The organism is Streptomyces vastus (genome assembly GCF_039532825.1).
GTDB classification, from domain to species: Bacteria; Actinomycetota; Actinomycetes; order Streptomycetales; family Streptomycetaceae; genus Streptomyces; species Streptomyces vastus.
This window is the reverse complement of record NZ_BAAASJ010000035.1, coordinates 26,284-49,174: the sequence shown is the minus strand read 5'-3', so window position 1 is coordinate 49,174 and position 22,891 is coordinate 26,284. Positions and strand designations below refer to the sequence as shown.

Annotated in this window: 18 protein-coding genes; 5 read left to right on the top strand and 13 right to left on the bottom strand. The window is 69.9% G+C overall.

Translation table 11 applies throughout. The features are described 5' to 3' along the window. Window positions 1-98 precede the first annotated feature (98 nt). The 4 genes from ABD357_RS18110 to bldG all read right to left on the bottom strand — a co-directional run bounded on the left by ABD357_RS18110 (window position 99) and on the right by bldG (window position 4,558). A complete protein-coding gene (locus ABD357_RS18110; RefSeq protein WP_344391299.1) occupies window positions 99-689 on the bottom strand; it encodes a small secreted protein in 591 nt (196 codons plus the stop codon). A 215-nt stretch (window positions 690-904) separates the two neighbouring features. Further along, window positions 905-3,310, bottom strand: coding sequence for a sodium-translocating pyrophosphatase (locus ABD357_RS18105; protein ID WP_344391297.1), 2,406 nt, complete (start codon window positions 3,308-3,310; stop codon window positions 905-907). 322 nt (window positions 3,311-3,632) lie between these two features. Beyond that, window positions 3,633-4,073 carry an ATP-binding protein gene (locus ABD357_RS18100; RefSeq protein WP_344391296.1) on the bottom strand — a complete coding sequence of 147 codons (441 nt, stop codon included), beginning with the start codon at window positions 4,071-4,073 and terminating at the stop codon, window positions 3,633-3,635. Window positions 4,074-4,216: 143 nt separating this feature from the next. Beyond that, window positions 4,217-4,558, bottom strand: a complete 342-nt coding sequence (gene bldG, locus ABD357_RS18095; protein ID WP_003975386.1) for an anti-sigma factor antagonist BldG — start codon at window positions 4,556-4,558, stop codon at window positions 4,217-4,219. A gap of 80 nt (window positions 4,559-4,638) precedes the next feature. On the opposite strand from bldG, the gene ABD357_RS18090 reads away from it, so the two are divergent. Continuing rightward, window positions 4,639-7,146 carry a DEAD/DEAH box helicase gene (locus tag ABD357_RS18090; protein WP_344391293.1) on the top strand — a complete coding sequence of 836 codons (2,508 nt, stop codon included), beginning with the start codon at window positions 4,639-4,641 and terminating at the stop codon, window positions 7,144-7,146. A gap of 201 nt (window positions 7,147-7,347) precedes the next feature. Here the strand turns inward: ABD357_RS18090 and ABD357_RS18085 are convergent, their stop codons facing one another. From ABD357_RS18085 to ssd, 7 genes are all read right to left on the bottom strand, one after another. Next, entirely contained in the window at window positions 7,348-7,719 is a 372-nt protein-coding gene (locus tag ABD357_RS18085) for an Rv3654c family TadE-like protein (RefSeq protein WP_425584909.1), read from the bottom strand. Between the two features lie 77 nt (window positions 7,720-7,796). Continuing rightward, a complete protein-coding gene (locus ABD357_RS18080) occupies window positions 7,797-8,201 on the bottom strand; it encodes a TadE family type IV pilus minor pilin (RefSeq protein WP_344391288.1) in 405 nt (134 codons plus the stop codon). After that, window positions 8,188-8,436 (bottom strand): DUF4244 domain-containing protein, encoded by a 249-nt coding sequence (locus ABD357_RS18075; RefSeq protein ID WP_344391286.1) that lies wholly within the window; start codon window positions 8,434-8,436, stop codon window positions 8,188-8,190. Before ABD357_RS18075 ends, ABD357_RS18080 begins: the two co-directional genes overlap by 14 nt. A 120-nt stretch (window positions 8,437-8,556) precedes the next feature. Continuing rightward, the gene (locus ABD357_RS18070; protein WP_344391285.1) at window positions 8,557-9,330 is read right to left on the bottom strand and encodes a type II secretion system F family protein; all 774 of its coding nucleotides are present in this window, start codon (window positions 9,328-9,330) and stop codon (window positions 8,557-8,559) included. Beyond that, window positions 9,327-10,187, bottom strand: a complete 861-nt coding sequence (locus tag ABD357_RS18065) for a type II secretion system F family protein (RefSeq protein WP_344391330.1) — start codon at window positions 10,185-10,187, stop codon at window positions 9,327-9,329. The genes ABD357_RS18070 and ABD357_RS18065 overlap by 4 nt, the downstream gene beginning before the upstream one ends. 32 nt (window positions 10,188-10,219) lie before the next feature. Beyond that, a complete protein-coding gene (locus ABD357_RS18060) occupies window positions 10,220-11,386 on the bottom strand; it encodes a TadA family conjugal transfer-associated ATPase (RefSeq protein WP_344391329.1) in 1,167 nt (388 codons plus the stop codon). A gap of 410 nt (window positions 11,387-11,796) precedes the next feature. Continuing rightward, window positions 11,797-12,900 (bottom strand): septum site-determining protein Ssd, encoded by a 1,104-nt coding sequence (gene ssd, locus ABD357_RS18055; protein WP_344391284.1) that lies wholly within the window; start codon window positions 12,898-12,900, stop codon window positions 11,797-11,799. Between the two features lie 572 nt (window positions 12,901-13,472). Between ssd and ABD357_RS18050 the strand changes: the two genes are divergently transcribed. Beyond that, window positions 13,473-14,297: an HAD family hydrolase gene (locus ABD357_RS18050; RefSeq protein ID WP_344391282.1), complete on the top strand. Its 825-nt coding sequence runs from the start codon at window positions 13,473-13,475 to the stop codon at window positions 14,295-14,297. 447 nt (window positions 14,298-14,744) lie between these two features. Here ABD357_RS18050 and ABD357_RS18045 read toward each other — a convergent pair whose 3' ends face one another. Beyond that, window positions 14,745-15,569, bottom strand: coding sequence for a Fic family protein (locus tag ABD357_RS18045; RefSeq protein ID WP_344391281.1), 825 nt, complete (start codon window positions 15,567-15,569; stop codon window positions 14,745-14,747). Window positions 15,570-15,670: 101 nt separating this feature from the next. Between ABD357_RS18045 and ABD357_RS18040 the strand changes: the two genes are divergently transcribed. Further along, window positions 15,671-16,651, top strand: coding sequence for an ATP-binding protein (locus tag ABD357_RS18040; RefSeq protein WP_344391279.1), 981 nt, complete (start codon window positions 15,671-15,673; stop codon window positions 16,649-16,651). Window positions 16,652-16,675: 24 nt separating this feature from the next. Here ABD357_RS18040 and ABD357_RS18035 read toward each other — a convergent pair whose 3' ends face one another. After that, a complete protein-coding gene (locus ABD357_RS18035; RefSeq protein WP_344391326.1) occupies window positions 16,676-17,962 on the bottom strand; it encodes a polysaccharide deacetylase family protein in 1,287 nt (428 codons plus the stop codon). A 293-nt stretch (window positions 17,963-18,255) separates the two neighbouring features. Between ABD357_RS18035 and ABD357_RS18030 the strand changes: the two genes are divergently transcribed. Further along, window positions 18,256-20,673, top strand: coding sequence for a bifunctional SulP family inorganic anion transporter/carbonic anhydrase (locus ABD357_RS18030; RefSeq protein ID WP_344391278.1), 2,418 nt, complete (start codon window positions 18,256-18,258; stop codon window positions 20,671-20,673). A 182-nt stretch (window positions 20,674-20,855) separates the two neighbouring features. Beyond that, complete coding sequence (acs, locus tag ABD357_RS18025) at window positions 20,856-22,853, top strand: acetate--CoA ligase (protein WP_344391324.1); 1,998 nt, start codon at window positions 20,856-20,858, stop codon at window positions 22,851-22,853. The last annotated feature ends 38 nt before the right edge of the window (window positions 22,854-22,891 follow it).

The following is a 22,891-nucleotide window of genomic DNA, read 5'->3' as shown; positions in this document are numbered from 1 at the left end:
CCCTGTGGACAACATGCCGCCCGGGGACAACATGCCGATGGCCCGGCACGCACGCGTACCGGGCCATCTCTCGGCTGACGAACGATCGGTCTCCTGGGTCAGCCGTTGGTCGCCGACGGCGACCCGGAGGCGGACTTGCAGCTCTCCTGCTTGGTCATCGCCTGGCCCACCTCGCCCTCCTGCAGCTTGTTGAGGGCGACATTGCCGCTCTGGCCCAGCTTGTCCAGCTCGGTGGCGATGTCCTTGAGCCCGTCCGCGAACTTCCCCTGGTCCTTCGTGTCGAGCGCGTCGACCTGCTTCTTGAGGTCGGCGTACGACGTGGAGATGCCGTTGAGCTCCTTGACGGCGTCCGCCTGCTTCTTCTTGCCGTCCTCGACATCCGGCGCCCCGGCCTTGTTCACGGCGGCGCCGATCGCCTTGTAGGCGTCGGACATGTCCTGGAAGGCCTGGGAGTCCGTCTTCTGGACGTCCGCCGGCGTGCTGTTGTCCGAGGTCTGCTTCTGGATGGAGGTGTTGGCGGCCTCGATCTTCTTCGCCTGCGGCTGCACCTCGTCACAGACCTCTTTGGCCCAGGAGTTCAGCTTTTCGCTGCTGTCGTCTCCGCCACATCCCGACAGCGCCAGTACCAGTACCGCACCGCCGGACAGTGCGGCCGCGAGCTTCTTGTTCACCGGATTGGTCCCTTCCATGGCTCTCGGCCCCGGAACATACACGCCAAGTGGGCGACACCCACGAGATGGAAGTCCGATTTGTAAATATTGTAGCCATTTGCACCAAGCGAGAGAAGGCTCACGAACCCGGCGTGAAAACCCGAGAGCGGGCGGACAGCGCGTCAAGACGCGCCGCCCGCCCGCTCGTTGAGCGGAACCTGACCAGCCGTAAGGCCAGGCCGTGGAGCAATCGCCTAGGAAACCACCGCCGCATCCGTCGACTTGGAGACCGGTTCGGAGTTGTCTTCGTCACCTACGGCGATACCGCGCCGTTTGGACACGTACACCGCACCCACGATCACGGCGAGCGAGAGCACCGCGATGAGTACGCGCATGCCCACGCTCTTGTCCTCGCCGTAGCTGAATTTGACCACCGCAGGCGCGATGAGCAGCGCCACCAGGTTCATCACCTTCAGCAGGGGGTTGATCGCAGGTCCCGCGGTGTCCTTGAAGGGGTCGCCGACCGTGTCGCCGATCACCGTCGCGGCATGGGCCTCGCTGCCCTTGCCACCGTGGTGACCGTCCTCGACGAGCTTCTTCGCGTTGTCCCAGGCGCCGCCGGAGTTGGCGAGGAAGACCGCCATCAGCGTGCCCGTGCCGATCGCACCCGCCAGGAACGAGCCGAGCGCACCGACCCCGAGCGTGAAACCGATCGCGATCGGCGTCAGTACGGCGAGCAGGCCTGGTGTGGCCAGTTCGCGCAGCGCGTCCTTGGTGCAGATGTCGACGACGCGCCCGTACTCGGGCTTCTCGGTGTAGTCCATGATCCCGGGGTGCTCGCGGAACTGCCGCCGCACTTCGTAGACCACGGCCCCGGCGGACCGCGACACCGCGTTGATCGCCAGCCCGGAGAAGAGGAAGACGACCGCGGCGCCCGCGACGAGACCGACCAGGTTGTTGGGCTGCGAGATGTCCATCATCAGGTTCATCGGCGCGCCCTCGCCGCTGACCCGCTCGCCCACTTCGTTCGCGGCCGTGAGGATCGCGTCACGGTACGAGCCGAAGAGCGCCGAAGCCGCGAGTACGGCCGTGGCGATGGCGATGCCCTTGGTGATGGCCTTCGTGGTGTTGCCCACCGCGTCCAGGTCCGTGAGCACCTGGGCGCCCGAGCCGGTGACGTCGCCGGACATCTCGGCGATGCCCTGCGCGTTGTCGGAGACCGGTCCGAAGGTGTCCATGGCGACGATGACGCCGACCGTGGTGAGCAGCCCGGTACCGGCCAGCGCGACGGCGAAGAGCGCCAGCATGATCGACGTACCGCCGAGCAGGAACGCCCCGTACACGCCGAGCCCGATCAGCAGGGCGGTGTACACGGCCGATTCGAGACCGACGGAGATACCGGCGAGGATGACGGTGGCCGGGCCGGTCAGCGAGGTCTTGCCGATGTCACGTACGGGACGGCGGGTCGTCTCGGTGAAGTAGCCCGTCAGCTGCTGGATCAGCGCGGCCAGCACGATGCCGATCGCGACAGCGACGAGCGCGAGGATCCGCGGATCGCCGCCGTTGTCCAGGATGGCCGTGTCCGTGACGCCGTCCAGATCGGCGTACGAGGACGGCAGGTAGATGAAGACGGCCGCGGCCACCAGCGCCAGCGAGATCACCGCGGAGATGAAGAAGCCGCGGTTGATGGCGCTCATTCCGCTGCGGTCGGCCCGGCGCGGTGCCACCGCGAAGATGCCGATCATCGCGGTGATCACGCCGATCGCGGGCACGATCAGCGGGAACGCGAGCCCTGAGTCGCCGAACGCCGCCTTGCCGAGGATCAGCGCGGCGACGAGCGTGACGGCGTACGACTCGAAGAGGTCGGCGGCCATACCGGCGCAGTCGCCGACGTTGTCGCCCACGTTGTCGGCGATGGTCGCGGCATTGCGCGGATCGTCCTCCGGAATGCCCTGCTCGACCTTGCCGACCAGGTCGGCGCCGACGTCGGCGGCCTTGGTGAAGATGCCGCCGCCGACACGCATGAACATCGCGATCAGTGCGGCACCGAGACCAAAGCCCTCCAGGACCTTCGGTGCATCGGCCGCGTACACCAGCACCACACAGGAGGCGCCCAGCAGACCGAGCCCCACCGTGAACATGCCGACGACGCCGCCTGTGCGAAAAGCGATCTTCATGGCTTTGTGCGAGACGGCGGTGAGATCCTTTTCGGGTTCGCCTTCCGCCGGGGTCGCTTCTCGCGCCGCGGCGGCCACACGCACATTGCTGCGTACGGCGAGCCACATGCCGATATAGCCGGTGGTCGCCGAGAACGCCGCGCCGATCAAGAAGAAGACCGATCGTCCGGCGCGCTGATTCCAGTCGTCCGCGGGCAGCAGCATGAGCAGGAAGAACACCGCGACGGCGAATACGCCGAGCGTGCGCATCTGCCGTCCCAGGTAGGCATTCGCGCCCTCCTGAATCGCCACCGCGATCTTCTTCATGCTGTCGGTGCCCTCGCCGGCCGCGAGGACCTGGCGGACCAAGATCCCGGCGACGACAAGCGCCGCAAGGGCGACGGCCGCGATGACCATCACGATGAGGCGGTTGTCGTCGGTCAGTACTGCGGCTGCGAAGGTTGTGGGCTGGTCAAACTGATGAGGGGTAGAAAGCCCCGCCATTCGTCCTCCTTGACGCCTGTGCTGAGCTCAAGATGTGGACGGATTGTAGGTACCGGAACCTGATCAAAACAGTGCGCGGTAAGCGGAATCGGCCTTCACATGCTCTTCAGTAAATGATCCAGGGGCCATCATGGAACCCGAAAGTGGTAATGCCCCAAAAGCATTGACGCTTGATCCGTTGACGCGCGACAGGCAGCAAACCCGATCATTAGGCTGATCGTGAATTCATTCACGATAACGCGTGCGCAATCCACGTGCACGAGGGCGCACGAGAAAGGGCCCCGCTGAGCAGGGCCCTTTCCGTACTGCGTTGGGTGAGGGGTCAGGAAACGAGCGTGGCCGGCGGCGTGGTGGGCCAGCTCATCCTGATCAGTCCGCCGTTCTCACCGGCGGTGACCTCCACGTCGTCGACGAGGCCGCTGATGACCGCGAGGCCCATCTCGTCCTCCTCGGTCTCCGCGTCCGACTCGTCGGCTCCGCCGTGGGCTCCCGGCACCTCGCCGGGAGCCGTGTGCGGCGCCTCGTCGCCTACCTCGATGGAGAACTGCTTCTCCTCCTCGATCAGCAGCACCCGCACCGGCGCCGAGATACCGCCGCTCTGGTGCAGTCCGACGGCCCGCGTACAGGCTTCGCCGACGGCGAGCCTGACCTCGTCGAGGACGGCCTCGTCCACTCCGGACCTGCGCGCCACCGCTGCCGCCACCAGTCGGGCGGTCCTGACGTGCTCGGGCAGCGCGCTGAAGCGGAGTTCAACGGTGGCCATGCATCCCCCTCGGAACTACGGGCGTGCTGTCAGGGGGCCGGGCCGCCGAGGCCCGGACCCCCTCGTTGACTTTCTTCCGTCCCGGACCCACGGCCCGGAACCAGCCTTCGGCCAAGGGCCGCTCGGTCGCGACCGAGGACCGCTCAGTCGGTGGCCGCCACCGCTTCCTCGACCGAGGTGTGGATAGGGAACACCTTGGTGAGACCGGTGATGCGGAAGATCTTCAGAATGCGCTCCTGGTTGCAGACCAGTCGCAGCGAGCCCTCATGGGCGCGCACCCGCTTCAGGCCGCCTACCAGCACGCCGAGTCCGGTGGAGTCGAGGAAGTCCACGCCCTCCATGTCGACGACAAGATGAAAACTGCCGTCGTTCACCAGCTCGACCAGCTGCTCGCGCAGCTTGGGCGCGGTATATACATCGATTTCGCCACCGACTTCGACGACCGTACGATCGCCGACGGTACGTGTCGACAGGGACAGGTCCACGGATCCTCCAGCACCTTGCTATCGAGCGGTCGCCCCTCGGGACACCTCGGCGGCGCCCCCGGGACTGTTCGCCAGCCGCGATGGCATTCAATCACTTACCGGCAGGCGTGCACGACGCCTTAGGCCCATTGTCCGTCACGCCAGTGACACACTCGATGCCGATGGCCAAGAATCCCCGGTCCGATCGACCCTCGACGGACACCGCTTCCCGCCCCGCTCCGGGCACGGTTCTCGACCGGCTCGCGTCGGGGCCGAGCCGGGCTTCGCGCATCACTCATACGGAGCACTTGCCCCCACGTGAGGGCCGCCATGCCGTCTGGCCCGACCGGATCCGCTCCGAGGTGATCGCGGCGGTGCAGGCAGCAGGCATCGAGCACCCCTGGGCCCACCAGGCACAAGCCGCCGAGCACGCCCTGAACGGCGAATCAGTGATCGTCGCCACAGGCACCGCCTCGGGCAAGTCGCTGGCGTATCTCGCACCTGTGCTGTCGTGTCTGCTCGACGGCTCGGAAGCCGCCAACGGCCGCGGTGCGACCTCCCTCTACCTCGCCCCGACCAAGGCCCTCGCGGCGGATCAGTGCCGAGCCGTGAAGGAAATTTCACATCCTCTGGGCAACGCGGTGCGTCCCGCCGTCTACGACGGGGACACTCCCGTCGAGGAACGCGAGTGGGTACGCCAGTACGCGAACTACGTCCTGACCAACCCCGACATGCTGCACCGCGGGATACTGCCCTCCCACCCCCGCTGGTCCTCCTTCCTGCGCGCCCTGCGCTATGTCGTCATCGACGAGTGCCACACCTACCGCGGCGTCTTCGGCTCGCACGTCGCCCAGGTACTGCGCCGGCTGCGCCGCCTGTGCGCCCGGTACGGTTCCTCGCCCGTCTTCCTCCTCGCCTCCGCGACCGCCGCCGAACCGTCGGTGGCCGCTCGTCGACTGACCGGCCTCCCGGTCGTCGAGGTCGCGGACGACGCCTCACCGCGTGGCGAACTGGTGTTCGCCCTGTGGGAGCCCCCGCTCACCGAACTCCACGGCGAGAAGGGCGCCCCCGTCCGCCGTACCGCCACCGCCGAGACCGCGGACCTCCTCACCGACCTGACCGTGCAGGGCGTCCGCTCAGTCGCCTTCGTACGCTCCCGCCGGGGCGCCGAGCTGATCTCGGTGATCGCCCAGGAACGGCTCGCCGAGGTCGACCGCTCCCTGGCCCGGCGCGTGGCCGCGTACCGCGGCGGCTACCTCCCCGAGGAACGCCGCGCCCTCGAGCAAGCCCTCCACTCCGGCGAACTCCTCGGCCTCGCCGCCACCACCGCCCTCGAACTCGGCGTCGACGTCTCGGGACTGGACGCCGTGATCATCGCGGGCTACCCAGGCACGAGGGCATCGCTGTGGCAGCAGGCGGGCCGCGCGGGACGCTCCGGGCAGGGCGCCCTCGCGGTCCTGGTGGCCCGCGACGACCCACTGGACACCTTCCTCGTCCACCACCCGGAGGCCCTGTTCGACCAGCCCGTGGAGTCCACCGTCCTCGACCCCGACAATCCGTACGTCCTCGCGCCCCACCTGTGCGCCGCCGCCGCCGAACTGCCTTTGACGGAAGAGGACCTGCCGCTCTTCGGCCCGGCCGCCGCCGATCTGCTTCCGCAGCTGGAGGCCGCGAAACTGCTGCGCCGCCGTACGAAGGCATGGCACTGGACGCGCCGGGAACGAGCCGCCGACCTCACGGACATCCGCGGCGGGGGCGGCAGTCCCGTACGGGTCGTCGAGGCCGGTTCGGGGCGGCTACTGGGAACAGTCGACGCCGGCGCCGCGCACACCAGCGTCCACGACGGGGCGGTCCACCTCCACCGGGGCCGTACGTACCTGGTGAAGGAACTGGACCTCGAGGACTCGGTAGCCCTGGTCGAGGAGGCCAACCCGCCGTATTCGACGGTCGCCCGCGACACCACGGCCATCTCCGTCCTGGAAACGGACGTCGAAGTCCCCTGGGGCGAGGGCCGGTTGTGCTACGGCTCCGTCGAGGTCACCAACCAAGTCGTCTCCTTCCTGCGTCGTCGTGTCATCACCGGCGAAGTGCTCGGTGAGACGAAACTCGACCTCCCTCCTCGTACGCTCCGCACCCGCGCCGTGTGGTGGACGGTCACCGAGGACCAGCTCGACGCCGCCCGGGTGACCCCGGAGATCCTCGGCGGCGCCCTGCACGCCGCCGAGCACGCATCGATCGGCATGCTCCCGCTGTTCGCCACCTGCGACCGCTGGGACATCGGCGGCGTCTCCATCCCCCTGCACCCGGACACACTCCTCCCGACGGTCTTCGTGTACGACGGCCACCCCGGCGGGGCGGGCTTCGCCGAGCGCGCCTTCCACACGGCTCGCGAGTGGCTCACGGCCACCCGCCAGGCCATCGCCTCCTGCGAGTGCGAGGCCGGCTGCCCGTCCTGCATCCAGTCCCCCAAGTGCGGCAACGGCAACGACCCACTGCACAAGCGGGGGGCCGTGCGATTGCTGACGGTCCTGCTGCGCGGGGCACCGGAGGGACGAGAGGCCGGGGCCCCCTCGAAGGCAGGGGCAGGGGGTGAGGGGGCGGATGGGTAGCTCGGTGAGAGCGCCGGCTCCCTGCCGCCGGCCCAAGCGGGGCGCGCCTGGGCCAACGGCCGGAAGCGGGGTTATGGCGTCGCCTCCGGTGCGGAGCCGGCCTCACTCCCGGGTGCAGGGTGCGGCACTCTTCCCGAGCTCCGTGCGAGGCCGACCTCCGGTTCCAAGCCGGCGAGCCGGGCGCCGGGTCCGTCTACGGGTTCACCCCCTCTCCGGCCCGACTGCTTCGCCCGCGGGGCGAGGCGGCGCTATCGCTCCTTCAGGGCCCGCCGGAGGCTTCGGCCCCGCCGGTCCCGCCCGAGACCTGACTTCCGCGGCGAACGGCCCCCGCCCCGCCGCGACCCTGACGTCCGAGACCTCGCCGTAGACGGCACACCGCACGATGCGGGTGCCCTGGGCCCGCGCCACCCGGTCAGCCTGGGCGCAGGCCGCCGTACCGCCTTCCATCCAGTGGTCCGCCGCCGCGAGTGCCGCCAAGTCGGCGGCACCGCCCGCATGGTGACGCATCATCACCGCTTGGCTCATCGCGAGGATGGCGCCGAAGAAGACGCACAGCACCGCGATGACGCCCACCGCCGAGACGGTCGCTGAACCCCGGTCCGAGGAGAACGCTCTCTTACGCGAACCCCACCATCGTTCGCTCCACCTCGTCATCCGCCCGACCCCACCGTCTGCTCGGCCAGGGCGACGGCCTCGTGCCCCAGGTCGAGCGCCAGCGCGTCGGGACCCGGGGGCTTCGCCGTGACTCGCACGCGCACCAGGTCGCCCTCGCGCCGAACCGTGACCTGCGCCCCGTCCGGCGCCGTCTGCCGGGCCACCGTCGTCACCGTGCCCGGCGGGTCCTGGCGGGCCGCCGCACGTGCCCCCGCCCGGGCCGCGTCCACGCACTGGATCTGCGCGGACACGGCCATCAGGGCCCAGACCAGTGCCGACGTGAACGCGATCAGCACGGGCAGCACCACGGCCGCCTCCGCTGTCACGAACCCTCGGTCACCGGCCAGACGCCGGACCGGACCCCGGCCCGGACGGGAAGCGCGCTCCTCAGAACTGGCCATTGAGCGCTCGCTCCACGATGTCCTGCAGAGCCCCCTTGACCTGCCCACTGGTCAGCACCTCGTAGAGCAGCGCGGCGAACCCCACCGCCGCGATCAGCCCCATCGCGTACTCGGAGGTCACCATTCCGGCATCCCTCCGCGCCGCCGAAGCCCTCCGCACCGCCCAGGCCGTAGGCGCCTCCCACGCCCTGCCCGCCAGCGCCTGCACCCGGCCGGCCCGCACTCGTACCCGCATTGCCCTGCTCATTCGAACCCCCGTGTAGATCCGCTCTGTCGAATCATTCGACTCATTCACTTCGTCCAGCTCAGCCGGACCTGTTCCGTTCATCGCTCGCCCTTCACCACGCCCCGCTCGTCAACCACCACCTCCCAACACCCCGCCCGCGAGCCCGATCACCACAGGCAGCACCCCGGTCGCGATGAACGCGGGCAGGAAGCACAGCCCCACAGGTGCGGTGACCATGACGGCCGCCCGCCGCGCACGAGCGGTGGCGGTACGTCCCCACTCCGCGCGTGCCTCCGCGGCGAGGCGCCCGACAGGACTCGCCGCCGGTACGCCCGACTCGCCCGCCCGCTCCAGCAGCCGGGCCAGTGCCCGGGCGCCGGGCAGCGCGGCCAGCCCCCGCCATGCCTCGGCCGGTTCACCGCCGAGCCGCACCTCGGCCGCGCCCCGCGTGAGCCGTTCTCCGACGGGCCCTTCCAGCGCCTCCCCCACAGCCTGAGCCGCCGCTACGGGACTGGCGCCCGCCACGATGCAGGCCGCCAACAGATCGGCAGCGAGGGGCAGTTGCCGCTCGGCCGGTCCCGAGCCGGACTCCTCCGCGGGAGTCAGCCTGCGCTGCCACCGGCTCACCCCGAACCCGGCCACAAGCCCCACGACGAGCCCGGGAACGCCGCCGACGAACACCCAGCAGGCGCTGACGGCGCCCACCATCGGCAGCCATTTCCGCATCGGGGCCCGAATGTCGAAGCTTCGTCCGGTCGGCGCCGGTTCCACGACCAGCACCGCTCCCAGCCGCCTGCGCACTCTCCGCTCCCGCCGCGCCGCCCCCAGGACCCACATGAGCGACCACAGCCCCGCCACCAGGCACAGGGCCACCCCCAGCTTGTGGACAGTCTCCGGGCTCATCCCGCCTCCGCCTTCCGTACGATCCGCAGTGCCCACCACAGCCCGGCGCCCTCCAGCGCCCCGCCGACCAGCAGACAGCCCAGACCCGCGCCGGTGTGCAGCACGACGTGCAGCGGATCGGCGCCGAGCGCGGTGCCGAGGAGCAGACCCAGCAAGGGCAAACCGGCGAGCAGAACCGCCGTCGACCGGGCACCGGCCAACTGGGCGCGCAGATCGGCCCGTTGATCCCGCTCCGCGCGAAGCGCCGCCTCCAGCCGGTCGAGCCCGGCCGCGAGTCCGGCACCCCGGTCCACGGCGACCCGCCAACACGCGGCGAGCCCCAGCAGTCCCTCGGCGCCCGGCCGCCGTGCCGCATCGGTGAGCGCGCCGGGCACATCCCCGCCGAACCGCGCCGCCGCCAGCACCACCGCCTGCGCATCGCCGAGCCCGCCCGAGTCACGAGCGGCCCGCAGCAGCGCCTCGCCCGGCTGCCGCCCGGCGCGCACCTCCCCCGCGAGCGTCCCGCACAACGCGATCACCGCATCGGCCCACCGCTCCCGGGTACGCCGTGCCTGACCGGCCCGTCGAGCCCGCCTCACCAGCGGCACCCCGAGCGCGCCCACGACAAGCGGCACTACTGAAGCCCCCAGCAGGGCGACCACCACCCCGGCGACCAGCGACCACCACTCGCCCCGAAGCCGAAGCCGATGCAGTTGCCGTAGCCACTCCACGGCCGGCGCGACCCGCTCCCGCGCCCTTCGCTCCCACGTCGGCGGTCCGGTCCCTGCCACCGCGCCACCCGCACACAGCAGTTGAGCCCGCCGAGCGCCTGGCCCTTGGCCACACATCAGCCAGGCCGCCGCCCCGGCACACACCATCGCCGCACCCACCGGCACCTCACCGACCCCCGTCACAAGCCCTCACCCCTCTCACCGAGCAGCCCCCGCAGCCGCTCCCACCCCCGCTCGTAGGCGAAGGCCTCCACGCCCCAGCGCAGCGCCGGCACTGTCACAACGAGCCCCGCCGGATCCCGCTCCAGAACATGCACTTCGGCGATCCGCCGCCGCCCGGCCCGGTCCCGTGCAAGATGGAGCACCACCGAAAGGGCTGCCGCCACCTGGCTGTGCAGGGCGGCCCGGTCGAGCCCCGCTGCCGTGCCCAACGCCTCCAAGCGGGCGGGCACCAATGACGCGGCGTTCGCGTGGACGGTGCCACCGCCGTTGTGGCCGGTGTTCAACGCCGCCAGCAGATGGACGACTTCGGGCCCGCGCACCTCGCCGACGACCAGCCGGTCCGGCCGCATCCGCAGGGCCTGGCGCACCAGGTCCTGGAGGGTGACGAGTCCGGCACCCTCCTGGTTGGCGGGTCGGGATTCGAGGCGTACGACATGGGGATGATCAGGGCGAAGCTCCGCCGAGTCCTCGGCGAGCACGATCCGCTCACCCGGTCCGATCAGCCCCAGCAGGGCACTGAGAAGCGTCGTCTTGCCGCTGCCCGTACCGCCGCTGATCAGGAACGAGAGCCGGGCGTCGAGCAGTGCCCTCAGCACCCGGTCGCCGCCCGGGGGTACGGTCCCCGCGACCACCAGTTCGTCGAGGGTGAACGCCCGTGGCCGTACGACCCTCAACGACAGGCACGTCGAGCCGACCGCGACCGGTGGCAGCACGGCATGCAGACGCGTACCGTCCGGAAGCCGGGCGTCGACCCAGGGGTGCGCGTCGTCGAGCCGCCGCCCGGCCACGGCCGCGAGGCGCTGAGCGAGCCGTCGTACGGCCGCCGCGTCCGCAAAGGAGACGGCCGTCAGCTCCAGGCCGCCGCCGCGGTCCACCCACACCCGGTCGGGCGCCGAGACCAGCACATCGGTCACCGAGGGATCGGCGAGCAGCGGCTCCAGCGGACCGGTCCCGACCAGCTCGGAGCGCAATCGCTCAGCAGCACCGAGCACTTCGGCGTCCCCCAGCACTCGCCCCTGGTCCCGCAACGCCTGCGCCACCCGCGCCGGAGTCGGCTCGGCCCCGCTCTCGGCCAGCCACTGCCGCACCCCGTCCAGCAACTCTTCATCTGCGGGCCAGTTCACGCCGGCACGCCCGCCGCCCAGCCTCGTGTCCGTCGGCAATCCCACGCCCGCATGTCCACCGACCGGCCCTGCAACCGCAGGCCTCCGCACTCCTACTCGCCCGCCGGCCGGCCCCGTATCCACAGACCTGCCCACGTCCGTACGACCACTCGCCGACCTCGCGTTCGCGGGCGAACGCACACCCGCAGGCTCACCGACCGGTCCCGCAACCACACACGGCCCAACTCTCGCTCGCCCGCTGGTCGACCCCGCATGCGCAGGCCAGTTCACGCCGGTACGACCATCCGTCGGCCTCGCGCCCGCAGGCGAACCCACACCCGCACGCCCGCCCAACGCCCCGCCGTCCACAGGCAACCCCGCAACACCCGTACGTCCACCGAGCCCTACGCCACGCACACGCGTGCCCCCGCTCATACGCCCCCTCCCGCCATCGCGGCCCGCTCCCAGAACGCCGAGCAGAAGCGGGCAAGCGGCCCCCGTGCGTCGGCTCCGGGTGGAGCCCCGCGTTCCTGGGCCACCGGCAGTCCCACCTCCACGGGGACTTCGCCCGCCAGGGGCAGCCCGAGGAGTCGGGCCACCTCCTTGTCGTCGAGGCCGGGTGCGTACGGCCCTCGTACCGCGACCCGTAGATCGCGCAGGACCATGCCGACCACGGACGCCACCCGCCCTGCCGCCGCGACGGCGCGCAGTTCGGCGGGGACCACGAGGAGTCCGAGGTCCAGCTGGGCGAGAACCTCTGCGACTCCTTCGTCGATCCGGCGCGGCAGGTCCACGACGACCGTGCCGCCTCGTCGTCGGGCCGCGGCCAGCACAGCGCGTACGGCCTCGGGGGCAATGACGACACAGTCGCCGCGATCCCAGCTGAGGACCCGCAAGGCGTGCAGCTCGGGCAGCGACTCCTCCAGAGCGCCGCCGCCGACCCGGCCGCGCGAGCCGGCGAAGGCCGGCCAGCGCAGGCCCTCAGCTGTCTCGCCGCCGAGGAGTACGTCGAGTCCGCCGCCCAGCGGATCCGCGTCCACAAGCAGGGTGCGCCGCCCCTCGCGCGCCGAGGTGACCGCGAGCGCGCAGGCGAGCGTGGACGAACCGGCCCCGCCGCGGCCGCCGATCACGCCGACGGTGAGCGCGGGCGGGCCGACTCCTTCGGCCACATCGGCGATCCGGTCGACCAGCCATTGTTCGCCATCAGGCAGCAGCAGGACATGGTCGGCGCCGATCTCCACGGCCCGCTGCCACACCCCCGAATCATCCTGATCCCGCCCTACCAGCACCACGCCGCGCCTGCGCACGGCCCCGCGCACCCGCCGCGCGGCATCATCGCCGACGAGCACCAAGGGAGCCGTCTCCCAGCCGCCTCCGCGCTCCGGCACCCCATGGTGGACCTCGGGCCTGGCGCCCGCCGCGGCGCACAGCCGCAGCAGGTCGTCCAGCAGTTCCACGTCCTCCGTGACGATCAACGGCCTGCCCCGGCGCCCTTCGGCGGCCGACAGCCGGTCGTGTGTGATGGCTCCAGCCACGATCTCCATCCCCCTTCGCTGCTTGCTCGCGAAGCCCCCGCGGCCCCGCGAATCCCGCCCGCGCACAAGAACCGGCAACCGGTCCTCCATATGAACCGCCGATACGAACCGGCCATAGCCGCCGGACAAACCGAACCGGCCATGAACTCGCACCCGGCGGCACGCGCTGGAATCACGGTGCAGCGATCCCGGAAATCGTGTGGATCTTGCTCGATAACTGTGGACGACTCGATGGTTGTGAATATCGCGTTCACCCAAACCAGTGACCGTTGCAGGACTTCCGCAGAGCAGCGCAACGACTACGTACGGTGACGGATCATGCGTACACGCGAAGAAGCACCGGAGCCCGCACAACGGGCCCGGTGCTCAGCGAAGGAAGGGAGAAAACCCACCCGGACATGCGACGACCCCCGCCGGGGGGGAGAGCGGGGGTCGTCCCCACGGCCGACTCGGGGGGGGAGGAGCCGGACCGGGTTAGCACGGTCGCGAACGATCCGTGACTTCCATGGTGTACCCGAGAGCCTTCTCAGGCAAACCCATGCACCTCACCTTACGCCGAATGGTGGGCGCCTATGCTCAGGCTCGTGGAAAACCACTCCTTGCCCCGCACAGCGGCCTTCTTTGATCTGGACAAGACGGTCATTGCGAAGTCGAGCACGCTCACGTTCAGCAAGTCGTTCTACCAAGGTGGACTGATCAACCGCCGGGCCGTGTTGCGTACCGCATATGCCCAGTTTGTCTTCCTCGCGGGCGGCGCCGACCACGATCAGATGGAGCGGATGCGCGAGTATCTGTCCGCGCTGTGCCGCGGCTGGAACGTCCAGCAGGTCAAGGAGATCGTCGCCGAGACGCTGCACGACCTGATCGACCCGATCATCTACGACGAGGCGGCGTCGCTCATCGAGGAGCACCACCTGGCCGGCCGCGATGTCGTGATCGTCTCCACCTCCGGGACGGAGGTCGTCGAGCCGATCGGTGAACTGCTCGGCGCGGACCGGGTGGTGGCGACCCGCATGGTCGTGGGCGACGACGGCTGCTTCACGGGCGATGTGGAGTACTACGCGTACGGCCCGACGAAAGCCGAGGCGATCAAGGAACTGGCCGCGTCCGAGGGGTACGACCTCTCGCGCTGCTATGCCTACAGCGACTCGGCGACCGACATCCCGATGCTCGAAGCCGTCGGCCATCCCCATGCCGTCAATCCCGACCGTGCCCTGCGCCGCGAGGCCACCACGCGCGCGTGGCCCATACTCGACTTCCACCATCCGGTGCGGCTCAAGCAGCGGCTGTCCGTGCCGCCCCGCCCGGCCCTGGTCGCCGCGGCGGCGATAGGTGCGGCGGCGGCCACAGCGGGCCTGGTCTGGTACGCGAGCCGACGCCGTTCAGTGGTGGGCTGAGCCTGCCGAACGGCCCCGTGACGATAGGGGTGACCGAATACTCCTCTTTGAGCCCAAAAGTAAAGAAGCACAGCCAGGGCTTCCGCTTCCTCCGGTCCTGGAGTACAAAGAAGTTAACGGCCCGCGAGACCAAGGATCATCCGAAAGGATCACCTTTAAACGCAACCAAGGCCCCACGGACCGAGCATGAACACTGGGCACCCACGCGACGTCGACCCGTCGATTACGGGCCAGCCGCACCAGGCGACGGGCAAAGTTCCCGACCTGATGGGCAATATTTCGAGGACGCTTGGTAACCCGGTGAACATGCCAGCGGCGGTACGAACCCTCGTACCGCCGCAACCCTGTTCAGGGCGTTTTTCGCCGCCCTCCTGAGGGGCTCATTTTCCAGCCCCGGAACACAGAAGCCCGCGGCGCGAGGCCGAACGTCACCGGGAGGGCCGAACGTCACGCCGCCCCGCGCTGCAGCGCCTCGCACACCGCCGTCGACTCCCGCGCGCCCAGCTCAACCGCCTTGCCACAGTGGGCGATCCAGGTCTCCATGCCCTCCGGGGTGCCGGACACGTACCCCTCGAAGGCTGCCAGATAGGCCGCGCGGCCCTGTTCCGCCTGGCCGACCTCGGCCGGGCAGACGGACTTCGGGTCGAGGCCGCTGCCGACCAGGACGATGCGTTCGGCCGCGCGCGCGACCAGGCCGTTGTGGGAGACGAAGGGGCGCAGAGCGAGCAGTTCGCCGTGCACCACGGCGGCAGTCACCAGGGCGGGGGCGGAGCTGCCCGCGATGATCAACTGCGAGAGACCGTCGAGGCGGCCCGCGACCTCGGCCGCGTCGGGCAGCGGCAGTTCGATCAGCGGCTCGTCGACGGGTTCGCCGTCCTGCCGCGGCCGGCCGACCTCGTCCCCCTTGTCCGCGGCCGCCACCAGGTGCAGCCTCGCCAGCACCCGAAGGGGCGACTGCCGCCAGATGGACAGGAGTTGACCGGCCTCGGCGGTCAACCGGAGGGCCGCGCCCACCACTCTGGCCTCGTCGTCACCGCTGAAGTCGGTTCGCCGGCGCACCTCTTCGAGGGCCCAGTCGGCGCCGGACAGCGCGGCGGAGCCTCGCGCGCCGCGCAGCGCGGCCTCGGAGGTGATCTCGTTGCTGCGGCGCCGCATGATCCGATGCCCGTACACGCGGTCCACAGCCTTGCGCACGGACTCCACGGATTTCGCGACGCCGGGCAGCGAGCCCAGGGTCGCGAGCGGGTCGGCGTTCTCACCTGTCGAACTCATGAGTACGACCCTACGCATCACTGTGACCATCCCCACGAAGGAGTGGTCTTCTTCACGTTTGGCGGCGATCGAACGTGGTTCGACCACTAGGCTTACTGAACATGAAAATTGCTTTCGTTGGGAAGGGCGGCAGTGGCAAGACCACCCTGTCCTCGCTCTTCATCCGTCACCTCGCGACCACGGGATCGCCGGTCGTCGCGGTCGACGCCGACATCAACCAGCACCTCGGGCCCGCGCTCGGGCTCGACGAGGCGGACGCCGCCGCACTGCCCGCGATGGGCGACCGGCTTCTGCTGATCAAGGACTACTTGCGCGGTTCCAACCCGCGTATCGCCTCCGCCGAGACGATGATCAAGACGACTCCGCCCGGCGAGGGCTCCCGGCTGCTGCGGGTGGTCGAGAACAACCCGGTGTACGACGCCTGTGCCCGAGCCGTGGAACTCGACGGTGGCGCCGTCCGTTTGATGGTCACCGGCCCGTTCACCGAGGCCGATTTGGGAGTGGCCTGCTACCACTCCAAGACCGGTGCAGTGGAGCTCTGCCTGAATCATCTCGTCGACGGCCAGAGCGAGTACATCGTCGTCGACATGACGGCGGGCTCGGACTCCTTCGCGTCCGGCATGTTCACCCGCTTCGACATCACGTTCCTAGTCGCCGAGCCGACCCGGAAGGGGGTCTCCGTCTACCGCCAGTACAAGGAGTACGCACGCGACTTCGGCGTCACCCTGAAGGTCGTCGGCAACAAGGTGCAGGGCCAGGACGACATCGACTTCCTCCGCGCCGAAGTCGGTGACGACCTCCTGGTGACGGTCGGGCACTCGGACTGGGTGCGCGCCATGGAGAAGGGCCGCCCGCCCCGCTTCGAGCACTTGGAGGACGCCAACCGCCGCGCCCTGCAGGCACTTCAGTCCGCGGCGGACGCCACGTACGAGCTGCGCGACTGGGAGCACTACACGCGTCAGATGGTGCACTTCCACCTGAAGAACGCGCAGTCCTGGGGCAACGAGCGGACGGGTGCCGACCTGGCCGCCCAGATCGACCCCGCCTTCGTGCTGCGTGAGGCCGAGACCGCCACGGCGTGACGGCTCGCGTCGGCCGACCGGGCGCTACGGCTTGGCTGCCGTGGCGCCCGGGACGCCCTTCGAGAAGGGGGCGGGCTGTGCTGCTCGTGCGGTGAGGAACGACGTCCAGCCCTGCTTCGGGGCCTGCCCGACATTGAGCGTACGGAGCTTGGCCAGGGTCCCCGGATCCTGGGCGTCGAGCCAGTCGGCGAGTTGTCGGAAGGAGACGCAGCGCACCTCACTCCGGGTGCAGACCCGCTCGATGGTCTCCTGAATGGCGCGCATATAGGTGCCGCCGTTCCAGGACTCGAAGTGGTTGCCGATGATCAGGGGCGCGCGGTTGCCGTTGTAGGCGCGGTCGAATCCCCTGAGCAGACCGTCACGCATCTGGTCGCCCCAGTACTCGTGCTTGGCCCGGTCGCCTTGGGACGTGGTGCCCGACTGGTTGACCATGAAGTTGTAGTCCATGGCGAGTGTCTCGAAGGCGCGTCCCGGTACCGGCACCAGCTGCATGGACAGGTCCCACAGGCCCTGCTTCTTGCTGGGCCAGACCTGGTCGTTGACGCCGCTGGTGTCGTAGCGGAAGCCCACCTCGCGGGCCGCGCGCAGGAAGTTCTGCCGGCCCTCCAGGCATGGCGTGCGGGCGCCGATCAGTTCCTTCTCGTAGTCGAAGGGCAGCGGGGAGGCCTGCTGTGTGCCCGTGTTGGTCTTCCAGGACTTCACGAACGACTTGGCCTGGGCGATCTCGCTCTTCCAGTCCTCGACCGACCAGTCATCGACGCCGCCGCTGCCGCAGAAGTGGCCGTTGAAGTGGGTGCCGATCTCGTTGCCCTCGAGCCAGGCGCCGCGCAGCTGCACCACCGTGTCCCGGACGCCTCGCTCGTCATTGAAACCGATGTCGGAGCGGCCGGCTGAGCGCCCCGGCGGGCGGTAGAGGTCGCGCTTCTGGTCCGGCAGCATGTACACGCCGCTCAAGAAGTACGTCATCGTCGCCTTGTTGTCCCGGGCCACCTCGCGGAAGTGGGAGAACAGCTTCTGGCTGTCCTCGCCCGCGCCGTCCCACGAGAACACCACGAACTGCGGCGGTTTCTGACCGGGCTTCAGCCGCTCGGGGCGCGGCAGGTGCGGCTGCGCGCCGGTGAAGGCGGTGGAGCCGTCGCCGATCAGACGGGGCGCGCTATTGGGCCCCTGGACGCCCGCCGCGGCGCTCTTTGACGCTCGGGCTCCCGCCGTCTTCTTCGCGCCGGCGTCGCCGGTCGCACAACCCGCGAGCGCTGCCGCGCAGACCACGGCGACCGTCACACCCATGGCGATTCTCTGGGTGGCACCCATCATCCGCCCACCTACTTCCTTCAGATCCGGGAAAACCCAGGCGAACACCGACAGCGCCGCCAAGGTCGCATGGAGATCCGAAGGAATTAGTGCGACAAGCCGATGAATGTACTCATTAACTCCTCAGAGTGAATCAATAGGCCATTTGCTCTAGTTCTCCCCATGAGGACTTTACTCTCCATTACCATTCATTTACCGAGAGTTGAAAAATCCCGCCGCTGTCACGCCGTGACCCACGGCCGCACCCAGAAGCCCTTTTGCGACCGCGCAGCCCCGGAGGAGACGGGAACGAAATGTCCACTTGCACCACCCCCCGAAGCGACGACTCTTCGCATCTGCCCGACGAGGGGCCGCCGCACAGCCCGCCCTCACCCCGCCGCCGTGGTCCCCGGATCGCGGCGGCCGACCTGTCCGCCTCGATCGCCGTCTTCCTGATCGCCCTGCCGCTGTCCCTCGGCATCGCCCTGGCGACTGGGGCTCCCTTGCAGGCGGGCCTCGTCGCCGCCGCGGCCGGTGGGCTCCTGGCGGGCCGACTCGGCGGCGCACCGCTGCAGGTGAGCGGGCCCGCTGCCGGTCTCACGGTGGTCACCGCCGATCTCATCCAGCAGTACGGCTGGCGTACGACCTGCGCCATCACCGTGCTCGCCGGGCTCGCCCAACTCGGCTTGGGCTTCCTGCGGGTGGCGCGCTCGGCGCTCGCCGTGAGCCCCGCGATCGTGCATGGCATGCTCGCCGGCATCGGCATCACCATCGCCGTCGCCCAGTTGCACATCGTGCTCGGCGGCTCACCGCACAGCTCCGTCGTCGACAACGTCCGCGAGCTGCCCGCCCAGTTGGCCGAGCCGCATCTGGCGGCGCTGTCGACGAGCGCCCTGACGCTGGCCGTACTGCTGCTGTGGCCGCGCATTCCCGGGCGGACGGGGCGAGTTGTCCGTACGGTACCGGCGGCGCTCGCCGCGGTCGCGGCGGCCACGGCCGCAGCAGGGGTCGCCGGGCTGCGGCTGCCCCGGGTCGACCTGCCTTCCTGGAGCAGCCACACCCTCGTCGGGCTGCCGGAAGGGCCCGTACTGGGCATCGCCGCGGCCGTGCTGACCATCGCGCTGGTCGGCAGCGTGGAGTCGCTGCTCTCCGCGGTGGCCGTGGACAAGCTGGCCGCCGCCCGCAAGGAGGGGCCGCGTATCCCGCGCGCGGACCTCGACCGGGAGCTGCGCGGCCAGGGCTCGGCGAACATCGTCTCCGGGGCGCTGGGCGGGTTGCCCGTCACGGGCGTCGCGGTGCGCAGCGCGGCCAACGTCCAGACGGGCGCCGTGAGCCGCAACTCCACGATGCTGCACGGCCTGTGGATCGTGGTCGCCGCCCTGCTGCTGGTGCCCGTACTCGACCTGATCCCACTGGCCGCGCTCGCCGCGCTGGTGGCGGCCGTCGGCGTACAGATGGTGTCGCTCACCCACATTCGCACCGTCACCCGCCACCGCGAGATCCCGGTGTACGCGTCCACGACGGTGGGCGTGGTGTTCTTCGGCGTCCTCGAAGGCGTGGGGGTCGGCGTCGCCGTGGCGGTGGCCGTCGCGCTGCACCGGCTGACCCGTACACGCATCACCCACGAGGAGGACCAGGACGGCGTCCACCATGTGCGCGTACGCGGCCAGTTGACGTTTCTCGCCGTGCCGCGGCTCAGCCGTGCGCTGCATCTGGTGCCCCAAGGGGCCGATGCGGTTGTGGAGTTGGACGGCTCGTTCATGGACCACGCAGCGTACGAGTCGCTGCATGACTGGCAGAGTTCGCACACCGCGCAGGGCGGATCGGTGGAGCTGACCGGACGGGGAGGCACGCGGATCACCGAGCCCGCGGGCGCCGCCCAATGCCACTGCCGGCCCTGGACGCCCTGGCGCAACCACCAGTGCGAGCAGCCGTCACGAACCGCGCCGCCGGACGGGGGCGCCGGCGAACTGGCCAGCGGCATCAGCGCCTTCCAGCGCAACACCGCTCCCCTGGTGCGCGGCGAGCTGGCCCGGCTCGCGCGGGAGGGGCAGCGGCCCTCGCAGCTCTTCCTGACCTGCGCAGACTCCCGGCTGGTCACGTCGATGATCACCTCCAGCGGCCCCGGCGACCTCTTCGTCGTACGCAATGTCGGCAATCTCGTGCCGCCGCCCGGCGAGGAGAGCGGTGACGACTCGGTGGCGGCCGCGATCGAGTACGCGGTGGAGGTGCTGAAGGTGAGATCCATCACCGTGTGCGGGCACTCCGGATGCGGGGCGATGCAGGCGCTGCTGCACAGCGAACCCACCAGCGCCCGGACGCCGTTGAAGCGGTGGCTGCGGCATGGGCTGCCGAGTCTGGAAAGGGCGGCCGCGGAAGACGGGCCCCGGGCGCGGATCGCCGGACGGGCGCCCGCCGACGCCGTCGAACAGCTCTGCCTGACGAACGTGGTGCAGCAGTTGGAGCACCTGCGGGCCCACGAGTCCGTGGCACGAGCTCTGCGAGAGGGCGCACTCGAACTGCACGGGATGTACTTCCACGTGGGCGAGGCCCAGGCGTATCTGCTCACGGACGCGCCCGGCAATCAGCAGGCAGCCGACAGCCGACCGGTGCCCGGCGACCGGTCCGAAGCCGAGTCTGCATCCGAGTCCGGCGGCAAGGTCTTCGACCGGGTCGAGGCGAGAGCGCTGTACGAAGTCGGGGCCTCGGATCAGCCCGCAAACAGCCCTTAACCACACGCAAACACCCCACCGAGGCCAGGCTCCCCCGCCCGCGAGCCTGAACCGCACGCCTCCCCCGTCCGTGAAAACGTGTGGCCCCCCGTGCGCGGGGGGCCACCACCAACCGCCCCCAAAAACAGGTCTAAACCAATTTCGGCGACGGCCCTTGTCACCAGGGGTCCGCGTCTGATGAGCTGGCCTGGGACACAACGGACACCCTGGGAAAGGGAGATGTCGTGAGCAACGAAAGCCTGGCCAACCTGCTTCGTGAGGAGCGCAGGTTCGCGCCGCCCGCCGACCTGGCCGCGAACGCCAACGTCACTGCGGAGGCGTACGAGCAGGCCAAGGCTGACCGGCTCGGTTTCTGGGCCGAGCAGGCGCGCCGGCTGACCTGGGCCACCGAGCCGACCGAGACGCTGGACTGGTCGAACCCGCCCTTCGCCAAATGGTTCGCGGACGGAAAGCTGAACGTCGCGTACAACTGCGTCGACCGCCATGTGGAGGCCGGGCACGGCGACCGGGTCGCGATCCACTTCGAGGGCGAGCCCGGCGACAGTAAGGCCATCACCTACGCCGAGCTGAAGGACGAGGTCTCCAGGGCGGCCAACGCCCTTACGGAGATCGGAGTTGAGAAGGGCGACCGGGTCGCCATCTACCTGCCGATGATTCCCGAAGCCGTCGTCGCGATGCTGGCCTGCGCCCGCATCGGCGCCGCGCACTCGGTCGTCTTCGGCGGCTTCTCGGCCGACGCCATCGCCACCCGTATCGAGGACGCCAGCGCCAAGCTGGTCATCACCGCGGACGGCGGCTACCGACGCGGCAAGCCCTCCGCGCTCAAGCCCGCCGTCGACGAGGCGGTCGCCCGGGTCGACGGCGTCGACAAGGTGCTGGTCGTGCGCCGTACGGGCCAGGAGGTCGACTGGACCGAGGGCCGCGACATCTGGTGGCACGAGATCACGCAGAAGCAGCCGGCGGAGCACACGCCCGAAGCGTTCGACGCCGAGCAGCCGCTGTTCATCCTCTACACCTCGGGGACGACGGGTAAGCCGAAGGGCATCCTGCACACCTCCGGCGGCTACCTCACGCAGGCCGCGTACACCCACCACGCCGTCTTCGACCTCAAGCCGGAGACCGACGTCTACTGGTGCACGGCCGACATCGGCTGGGTGACGGGCCACTCGTACATCACATACGGGCCGCTGGCGAACGGCGCGACACAGGTGATGTACGAGGGCACGCCGGACACCCCGCACCAGGGGCGGTTCTGGGAGATCATCCAGAAGTACGGCGTGACGATCCTCTACACGGCGCCCACCGTGATCCGCATGTTCATGAAGTGGGGCGACGACATCCCCGCGAAGTTCGACCTGTCCAGCCTTCGCGTACTGGGGTCGGTGGGCGAGCCGATCAACCCCGAGGCGTGGATCTGGTACCGCAAGCACATCGGCGCCGACAAGTGCCCGGTCGTGGACACCTGGTGGCAGACCGAGACCGGCTCGATGATGATCTCGCCGCTGCCGGGCGTGACGGAGGCCAAGCCCGGCTCCGCGCAGCGCCCGCTGCCCGGCATCTCCGCGACGGTCGTCGACGACGAGGCCAACGAAGTGCCGGACGGAGGCGGCGGCTATCTCGTCCTCACCGAGCCGTGGCCGTCGATGCTGCGCACCATCTGGGGCGATGACCAGCGGTTCCTCGACACATACTGGTCGCGGTTCGAGGGCAGGTACTTCGCCGGTGACGGCGCGAAGAAGGACGAGGACGGCGACATCTGGCTGCTCGGCCGGGTCGACGATGTGATGCTCGTGTCCGGGCACAACATCTCCACCACCGAGGTCGAGTCGGCGCTCGTCTCGCATCCCTCCGTCGCCGAGGCGGCGGTCGTGGGCGCGGCGGACGAAACCACCGGCCAGGCGATCGTGGCCTTCGTGATCCTGCGCGGCTCGGCCGCGGAGACCGCGGACCTGGTGGGCGACCTGCGCAGCCATGTCAGCAAGGCCCTCGGCCCGATCGCCAAGCCCAAGCGGATCCTGCCGGTGGCCGAGCTGCCAAAGACCCGCTCGGGCAAGATCATGCGCCGTCTGCTGCGCGACGTCGCCGAGAACCGCGAGCTCGGTGATGTCACCACGCTCACCGACTCCACGGTGATGGACCTGATCCAGACGAAGCTCCCGTCGGCGGCCAGCGAGGACTGACGGGCGTACGGACGAAGACGGTCGCAGTCGTACGTACG

Excerpts from the sequence above, each read along its gene's own strand:
- ABD357_RS18075 (WP_344391286.1), bottom strand. The coding sequence starts at position 8,436 with ATGCGGGTACGAGTGCGGGCCGGCCGGGTGCAGGCGCTGGCGGGCAGG.
- ABD357_RS18065 (WP_344391330.1), bottom strand. The coding sequence starts at position 10,187 with ATGGTGTGTGCCGGGGCGGCGGCCTGGCTGATGTGTGGCCAAGGGCCA.
- ABD357_RS18070 (WP_344391285.1), bottom strand. The coding sequence starts at position 9,330 with ATGAGCCCGGAGACTGTCCACAAGCTGGGGGTGGCCCTGTGCCTGGTG.
- ABD357_RS18090 (WP_344391293.1), top strand. The coding sequence starts at position 4,639 with ATGGCATTCAATCACTTACCGGCAGGCGTGCACGACGCCTTAGGCCCA.
- ABD357_RS18035 (WP_344391326.1), bottom strand. The coding sequence starts at position 17,962 with ATGGGTGCCACCCAGAGAATCGCCATGGGTGTGACGGTCGCCGTGGTC.
- ABD357_RS18050 (WP_344391282.1), top strand. The coding sequence starts at position 13,473 with ATGCTCAGGCTCGTGGAAAACCACTCCTTGCCCCGCACAGCGGCCTTC.
- ABD357_RS18030 (WP_344391278.1), top strand. The coding sequence starts at position 18,256 with ATGTCCACTTGCACCACCCCCCGAAGCGACGACTCTTCGCATCTGCCC.
- ABD357_RS18080 (WP_344391288.1), bottom strand. The coding sequence starts at position 8,201 with ATGGCCAGTTCTGAGGAGCGCGCTTCCCGTCCGGGCCGGGGTCCGGTC.
- ABD357_RS18045 (WP_344391281.1), bottom strand. The coding sequence starts at position 15,569 with ATGAGTTCGACAGGTGAGAACGCCGACCCGCTCGCGACCCTGGGCTCG.
- ABD357_RS18110 (WP_344391299.1), bottom strand. The coding sequence starts at position 689 with ATGGAAGGGACCAATCCGGTGAACAAGAAGCTCGCGGCCGCACTGTCC.
- ABD357_RS18100 (WP_344391296.1), bottom strand. The coding sequence starts at position 4,073 with ATGGCCACCGTTGAACTCCGCTTCAGCGCGCTGCCCGAGCACGTCAGG.
- ABD357_RS18040 (WP_344391279.1), top strand. The coding sequence starts at position 15,671 with ATGAAAATTGCTTTCGTTGGGAAGGGCGGCAGTGGCAAGACCACCCTG.
- ABD357_RS18105 (WP_344391297.1), bottom strand. The coding sequence starts at position 3,310 with ATGGCGGGGCTTTCTACCCCTCATCAGTTTGACCAGCCCACAACCTTC.